The 7,775-nt window shown below is 44.3% G+C and carries 4 protein-coding genes and 2 pseudogenes; all 6 read right to left on the bottom strand.

All coding sequences use genetic code 11. The features are described from left to right. Nucleotides 1–236 (bottom strand): annotated as a pseudogene (locus NC796_RS26260) (RraA family protein); the annotation flags it as partial. Nucleotides 237–335: 99 nt separating this feature from the next. Continuing rightward, nucleotides 336–1,859 carry a RagB/SusD family nutrient uptake outer membrane protein gene (locus NC796_RS26255; protein ID WP_310688836.1) on the bottom strand — a complete coding sequence of 508 codons (1,524 nt, stop codon included), beginning with the start codon at nt 1,857–1,859 and terminating at the stop codon, nt 336–338. A gap of 66 nt (nt 1,860–1,925) precedes the next feature. After that, nucleotides 1,926–5,381 carry a SusC/RagA family TonB-linked outer membrane protein gene (locus NC796_RS26250; protein WP_310688834.1) on the bottom strand — a complete coding sequence of 1,152 codons (3,456 nt, stop codon included), beginning with the start codon at nt 5,379–5,381 and terminating at the stop codon, nt 1,926–1,928. Between the two features lie 168 nt (nt 5,382–5,549). Then, entirely contained in the window at nt 5,550–6,566 is a 1,017-nt protein-coding gene (locus NC796_RS26245; protein WP_310688832.1) for a FecR domain-containing protein, read from the bottom strand. A 179-nt stretch (nt 6,567–6,745) separates the two neighbouring features. Next, on the bottom strand, nt 6,746–7,333 hold the full coding sequence (locus tag NC796_RS26240) for an RNA polymerase sigma-70 factor (RefSeq protein ID WP_310688831.1): 588 nt from the start codon (nt 7,331–7,333) through the stop codon (nt 6,746–6,748). A 302-nt stretch (nt 7,334–7,635) separates the two neighbouring features. Next, a pseudogene (locus tag NC796_RS26965) lies at nt 7,636–7,775 on the bottom strand (mandelate racemase/muconate lactonizing enzyme family protein); the annotation flags it as partial.

Raw genomic sequence — 7,775 nt, 5'->3', positions numbered from 1 at the left:
TTTTCTCCACGCAGCACAGCCCAGGCTTCCTCAATGGTCACCTTCTTCATCCGTTGCAGGATGCCCTCCGGCACTTTCGGGCGTCCATCGGGATAGCGTTCCCCTTCCCATTCCGGGGTCAGGGCAATCACTTCCTGGCGAGTAAATTGCGCCTGCTGAGCCTCAGCTGGGGCTTGGAAAATCAACAATAAAACAAAGATAAATATTGAAGGTAGTATCAGGTATCTCTTCATCATACTATGATTTGGGTTTAAATCACCAACTATTTTATTATCAAACCAAGAGCACCCTAAAATAGGTGCCCTTGGGAATGATAGAATTTAAAGGCGTAAGAATTAATTAGTATAGGCTGGATTCTGTTCAAGCTCTGGATTTGCATCCACTTCTTCTTGAGGATAGGGAAAGTATTGATGCCTGTTGGGTTGATATCCATATTGGCTTAACCTTTCAGTAGCAGAGGTATAGCTGTCTTCTTCATCTTCCCATCGTCGCAAATCATTCAGGCGGTGCAACTCAAAAGCAAGCTCTACCCGGCGCTCATGTGCGATAGATTCAAAAAATTCTGCCCGGCTACTACTGGGATCAACAGAATAGGGTGCATTTACATCAGGATAAGTTGGCATATTTACCCTCGAGCGAACTTCATTGATCCAGTCAATGGCCAATTGCTTATCAGCCGCAGTGGAACCGCTTTTCAGAGCAGCCGCTTCTGCAGCCATCAAGTATACATCACCCAGCCTAATCAGGCATTCGTTCCAGGGGCTATCCCAGTGGCCACGCGTTACTGGGAATTGTCCCTTCTTCATGCCAAGGCCTGTAAAAGTCCATTCGGCCTGGAACCCCTCTGGGGCAGCTTCGTTGTCATAGAATTCGCCGTCTTGCCAGACTGAATAGAAGAGCCGTGGATCTTTGTTATCAAACACACCGTCAGGGTCTGGCCCGTTATAGTCTTCAAATTCATCAACTATGTTCTGCTCAGGAATACGATTACCCCAACCGCCTTGACCTTGTGGCAGGTTGTAGTCTAACCGGGTGTTATCCTCCCCGGGGGCAGTAGAATATTGAACCTCAAATATAGACTCTACATTGTTGTCCACTACATTGATGTTCTGGAAATCGGCCAGAAGTTGGTATTCACCAGATTCAATAACAGCTTGCAACTCCTGCTGCGCCATGGCGTAGTCCTGATTATACAGGTAGACCTTGCCTAACAGTGCCTGTGCAGCACCAAGTGTAGCCCGGCCGATATCATCACTTCCGTATTCTGATAAAGGTGGAAGCAAGTTTTTGGCTTCCTGAAGATCAGGGATTATTACCTGGTTATAGATATCTGCTACAGCGCTGGCAGGCTTGGCACCAACCGAAGCATCCGTGGGGTTGGCTTCCGTCACCATTGGTACGGGACCAAAATAACTGGTCAAGTGCCAGTAATAAAGCGCTCTTAGGAAACGTGCCTCACCAAGAATTCGATTTTTTGTGTTCTCGTCCATATCAATATCAGGTACATTTTGTAGTACTAGATTTGAACGAAAGGCGCCTTGATAAAGGGCCTGCCAAACTTCGTCAAATCGACTAAAGTTTGCCGAAAACGCCCAACTGTTTGTTGGGATCGACACATTGTTGGCATTGTCAATATCATCTGTCCCCCCCTCAATCGAGTTGGGATAAGAGATATTATAGACATTCTGCAGAGGATCATAAGCCGCATTTACAGCAGACTCGGCATCTGCTTCATTACGGTAAAAATTATCTGGAGACAGTGAATCTGATGGAGACAGGCTCAGGAAATCTTCTTCACAGCCTGCCCAGAACAGTACTATACATGCTAAGAATAAACTTATTATTGTTTTGGATTGCATAACAAATTCCCTCGTTTGATTAATTTGTGATATAAATTCTAACCTCATTTCAAGCAGGTTTGGATGTTAAATATCTAACCGAATTCCCGCTTGAATGGAGCGTGGAATAGGATATGCACCATAATCTACACCTTGCGAAAGGGTGGTACCACTTACTCGTCCTATTTCTGGGTTGTAAGAACGATAGCTATCGAACGTAAACAGATTTTCAGCCTGTACATAGATGCGAAGCTGAGAAATACCCAAATTACGCGCCATATCAGGACTCAGACCATACCCAAGTTTTATCGTACGGACTCTCAAATATGACCCATCTTCTACAAAGCGAGTAGAAGGACGAGTATTATCGTTGGGATCGCCAAAAATGGCTCTCGGCACATCGGTATTACGATTGTTTGGTGTCCAGCGATTCAGAGCAAAATGCTCCGTGGAATTATTGTCGCCCTCACCTTCGTTAATACCAGCCCAGACAAGATTATATATATCATGTCCCTGCTTGCCCTGGAACTGAATAGACAAGTCAAAGTTATTGTAGAGAAAGTTCAACGAGAAACCGTACGTGAAGTCAGGAAATGGGTTACCAATAACGGTTTGGTCATCAGCGTCAACTACCCCGTCATTATTTATATCCCTGAATTTAATATCACCCGGAGCGGTTCCAGTCTCTTGGGTAGCATGTGCATCTACTTCGGCTTGGTCCTGGAATACACCATCCATAACCCAACCGTAAAAGAGACCTACGGGATCTCCTACCCGGGTAACTGTTCGGATATAATTGGGATCACTTTGCTCACGAAAGAAAATAGGACCGCCTCCACCAAGTGAAGTAACCTCATTTTTGTTCGTAGAAATGTTTCCAGATACGGTGTAGTCCAGTTCACCAATACTGTTCTGATAATTAAGTGAAAATTCGAAGCCCTGGTTTTGCAGTGAACCCGCATTCTGAACGGCCCCGTCATCCCTGTTGAAGCCAGAACTCGAAGCAATGGGAACCTGCAAGAGGATGTCTTCGGTATCCTTGAGGTAATAATCCATCACAAGATTGAGCCGGTCGTCAAGCAGTCCGATATCCAGACCGATATTTGTTTGTGTTGTTGTTTCCCACTGCAGATCACTATTACCCATTTCTGTATAGGCAGCACCTGGAGTTAGTGATTGACTTTCGCCGAGGATGTATCGCTGACCAGGCTCAATACTGGCAATAGCAGCATAGTTCCCAATTTCTTGATTACCTACGATACCCCAACTGGCTCGGAGAGTAAGATTTGACAGGAAGTCAACATCTGCCATGAAGGACTCGTTTGAAATTCTCCAGTTACCAGAAAACGACGGGAATACACCATAGCGGTTATTTTCACCGAAACGGGATGAGCCATCACGACGGACCGTTGCCATCAGGTTATACCGGTCATCGTAGGTATAATTAATACGGCCCATTTGTGAACGAAGTGCCCAAGCGGTATTACTTCCGCCTACGTTATAATTACCAAACCCTGCGCTCAACACTCGCAAAGAATTATCAGGAAATTCCTCCCGATTTCCATTGAAAAATATGGTCTCGGATTTTTGCTGAGAATAACCAACCAGTGCCGTTATCTCATGCACATCGTTGAATACACCTTGATACTCCAGCGTATTCTCAATGATATAATTATCACCATTTACACGGCTTTCAAACAGATCTGCGGTGGCATTGCTTCGGCCTCCCATTTCATAGCGTGGAAAGAACGATTTGGAGCGGTTCAACGAGATATCTCCCCCCACCTGGAGTCGATAGCTTAAATTATCCAGGATAGAATATTCCGCAAACACTGTTCCCCGGAGGGTGTTATGCTGTTCCGTTACATCGTCCACATGAAGAATACCAACCCTGTTCGCACGAAATATGGGAGCGTATTTATTTTCGGGTCCGCAAAACCCACCAAGGTTTTCTGGGCAGCGAACCGGCATGGTCGGCGAACTCTGCAGAAGTTCCTGGTAGAAGTCAAAGGTAGGACTAAATGTTCCATTCCAGATAGCACGTGATATCTGCATATTCTCTCCAACACGCAGCTTATCGGTGATATCAATATTGGTATTAAGTTTCGCCGAGTACCGCTTGAATCGACTGTTGGGAAGTGTACCTTCCTGGTTAAAGTATCCAGTAGAAAAGGAGTAAGTGGCATTGTCACTACCGCCGGATACCGTCACACTGTAGTCCTGAATTGTAGCGGGATCGTGTGCCGCTTCCTCCCAATCCGTATTTCGGGAAAGGTTATCAGACAACTCAGGCTCGGTAAAGGCAGTGGGCAGGAAGGCCCCGTCGAATGCATTGTTATATGCATCGGTAGCAAAATTTATGTATTGCTCACTGTTCGACATCCCAATTTTATCAGTAATAGTGTTTACTCCACGAGAGAGGCTTACCGATACCTGCGTATCTCCTGCACGTCCTCCCTTGGTTGTTATCATCACCACACCGTTGGCTGCACGTGCCCCATAAATAGCAGCAGCGGAAGCATCCTTCAGTATTTCCACCGATTCAATGTTATTGGGATCGAGTGAAGCTAGCGGGTTTTCTGTACCGCCACTCCCAATAAAGACTGGCATTCCGTCAATAACATACAAGGGGTTGTTATTGCCAAAAGTGGAAACTCCGCGAATATCTATATCCACTGGAGCGCCTGGTTGACCTGTAGTAGGCGTGACCTGCACACCAGCCGCCCTTCCCTGGAGAGTATTCTGCAAACCAGAGGCAGGTACAGTGGCAATTTCATCACCTGTGACGGAAGAAATGGAACCCGTAATATTGCCTCGCTCCTGCTGGCCATAACCTACTACAACAAGCTCATCAAGAGCTGTTTGTGCGGGTTGCAAATCAAAATTAATGGTTGCCTGGTTTTGTCCATCGCTTATTGTGACGTCCTGGGTCTCCTCTTGATAACCGATAAAGGAAGCTACAAAAGTATACGAACCCGGTTCTACGCCGGTTATTTCATATTCTCCATCCGCATTTGTTGAAGCACCTATGGTAGTACCCTGTATGGAAACGTTTGCTCCAGGCAACGGATCACCCGTTTGCGCATCCGTTACCACACCTGTTACTGTAGCCTGAATAACAACCTCTTCTACCACTTCCTTTTTGGGGCTTATTAACAGGTAGCCGTTTTGCGAAAACATGTAATCAAGATTGGTATCCTTTAGAATTAAATCGAGTGCGTTGCTAACTCTAATACCATTTTTCTTGATTGTGACCTTATCACGATTCATGATATCACCACGATAGGTCAACTTAAGTCCCGCATTCTGGGCAACCTCCCTTAGCGCCCTTTCTACGGTAACATTGCTTACATTGAGATTAATCTTTTTATCAATCTCTACCTTGTAGAACATCTGTTGAATATCAGCTGCTGTTACACTTTGGACCTTGGCAAACCTCTGTTCTTCCTGAGCCTGCTGGGCCGCTATATTTTGTAACGGAAGCCCGACAAGAACGAGTAAAAAGACAACTATCCACATATGACTGTGTAATCTTGTTCTCATAATTTCCCCTTTTTTTATTTATTATCTGCAAGTTATCTCTTGCAATTTTTATGATAATCCTATCCCAAAGATTACTGTTATAAGTACTGTACGTATGAAGATTATTGACTTTCTTTATACGTATTTTCTCTAAAAGGTCAGAAATAGAGTTCTGACTGAACCTTCATGCTATTCTTTGAATTCTATGAGAGAACCATTTCGCTCGTAATCCATTTCTATGGATGCAGAGAGCACATATATAATTTCGTCAAGCTCAGCCTGGCGAAACGTACCGGTATATGGAACGTCTAAAATATCTTTGTCGGGCACCGTTATTTGCACATCAAACTTCCTCTCCAAGTGCCGGAATACCTGTTTCAATGGTACATTATTAAAATGCATCCCTCCCTGCGTCCACAGCAGGTGATTCTCTATTTTAACCCGTTCTACTGGCGCTAGCCCTGATTGTTCTTCAACCCGGGCGTATTCTCCCCTGGCAAGGATAGCCTCTTGGGTGTTGTTTGAATTCACTGTTTGTACGGAAACTTTTCCCTCGCTGACCGTGACATCCACATTGGTGTCTTCCTCCCAACCCTGTACGTTAAATTCCGTGCCCAATACTTTTATGTCAGCATTTTTGGTATGCACAATGAATGGACTCTCCTGGTTATGAGTTACCTTGAAATACGCTTCTCCATTCAGATAGACTTCCCGCTTGGCACCATCAAATTTTTTGGGAAACCGCAATGAACTTGCAGCGTTCAGTATGACCTGTGTCCCGTCAGAAAAGGTTACACTTGCCTTCTCCCCTCTATCTGTCACAAGATCCTGCATTACATAAAACTCTTGGGGTTCTTTAGCATTAGAGTTGGCCAGATAGCTTTGAGCAAAATAACCCGCAAGCAGTATAACCAATACGGCGGCGGCAGCACGGAATAGGTATGGTAATGCAGAGGTATGCTGATGACTCCTGTGGTCAATCGGATAGGTTTTAGGGCGCTCCATGTTTTCTTCTTGAAACTGTTCCCATGCATGTTCGACATTAGTTTCAAAATCATCTTCAGGGGTCAATTCCCAAATTTCTTCAAGCTGCCTGACCAACTCCCTGTTTTTAGGATCCTCTCCCATCCAATGCCATAGCTCACGCCGTTCTTTCGGAGATGCATTCCCCGTTATATATCGCTGTATTAAATTCCAGTTTTCCAACTTTACTGTTTTGTTTAGCTAAAAATCTGTCGCTTCTATTTATTAAGACAATTGGAAACAGGGATACCCCGTAATTTTTTTTAATTTTTTCCCGAGGTATATTACTACTACTATAAAAAATCGGTCTATGGTTACTGAAGGGGTATTTTCAATTGAAAAGTTTTTAAAATAATAGTGTGTTATACCATCAAACAGGCCAGAAAAAAAGGTAACAGGTAGGAAAGCCGTTCGCGAAGGGTCTTGAGTGTGCGCGTCATTTGGGATTCTACGGTTTTGACTGACACCTCCATCACTTCCGCAATTTCGTGGTAGGTTAATCCATCATGCCGGTGTAGCTTATAGGTCATTTTCGCACGCCTCGGAAGTTCATCTATGGCCTCTTTGACGGCCTCCCTTATCTGTTCTTCTCTCAGCTCATAGTCAAAATTTATTGTGGGATTGTCCTTTTGGTCCATCCACCTGCTGTCATACTCATCTTCAATTTTTTGATGCTTCAAGTAGTTAAGACTCTCATTTTTGACTGTTTTATACAGGTAGGAACGTATCGAATAGTCAATACTCCAGTTTTTCCGGTTGGCCCATACATCCGCAAATACCTCCTGGACTATTTCCTCGGCAATTGCTTTTGACTTCACATATCCCCAGGCAAAACGTGTCAGCGGCAGGTAGTACTCCTTAAATAAATTTTCGAACGCCTGGTGATCACCTGTCTGGATTTTTTCAATCCACACCAATTGATCACCGTTATTATTTGAACTTCTTCTCAATTGTTTATGATGAAAGGTGATGCGTTAATTTTCAATATCCTTAAATCTATGTACTAAAATTTTATATTGGCTATCAACTTTTAAGTTGATGTTGCATAAACTCCCCCCTGTAAACTACTAATTACCTTTGCAGTATATAGACCATACACGACATTTTTTTCTTACATGATACAGGAATATAATGATATAGGAAGTAATACGGCGGACACACTAAGTCACCCCAATGGCTAGAAATTCATATTTAAAAAATGATGCCGGCCTCCGGTTCCCTGGACACAGAGCCGGCGTTTTTTACTCCCAATTCATTCAAAAAAAGGATACCCTTCGGTAGCATATTTCCGCATCCCCTCCTCGTTGATCTCTACGCCAATGCCCGGTTTTTCTGACAATGGCAGGAATCCTTCCTCATCCACCATCGGGCCTTCCCAGGTGACAATCTCCT

The sequence above is a fragment of the Aliifodinibius sp. S!AR15-10 genome (genome assembly GCF_031569985.1).
GTDB lineage: Bacteria > Bacteroidota > Rhodothermia > Balneolales > Balneolaceae > JAMQKA01.
The sequence above is the reverse complement of the archived record's forward strand: the minus strand, read 5'-3'. Positions and strand labels throughout refer to the sequence as shown.

Coding starts and splice junctions, on each gene's coding strand:
- NC796_RS26255 (WP_310688836.1), bottom strand. CDS start 1,859: ATGCAATCCAAAACAATAATAAGTTTATTCTTAGCATGTATAGTACTG.
- NC796_RS26250 (WP_310688834.1), bottom strand. CDS start 5,381: ATGAGAACAAGATTACACAGTCATATGTGGATAGTTGTCTTTTTACTC.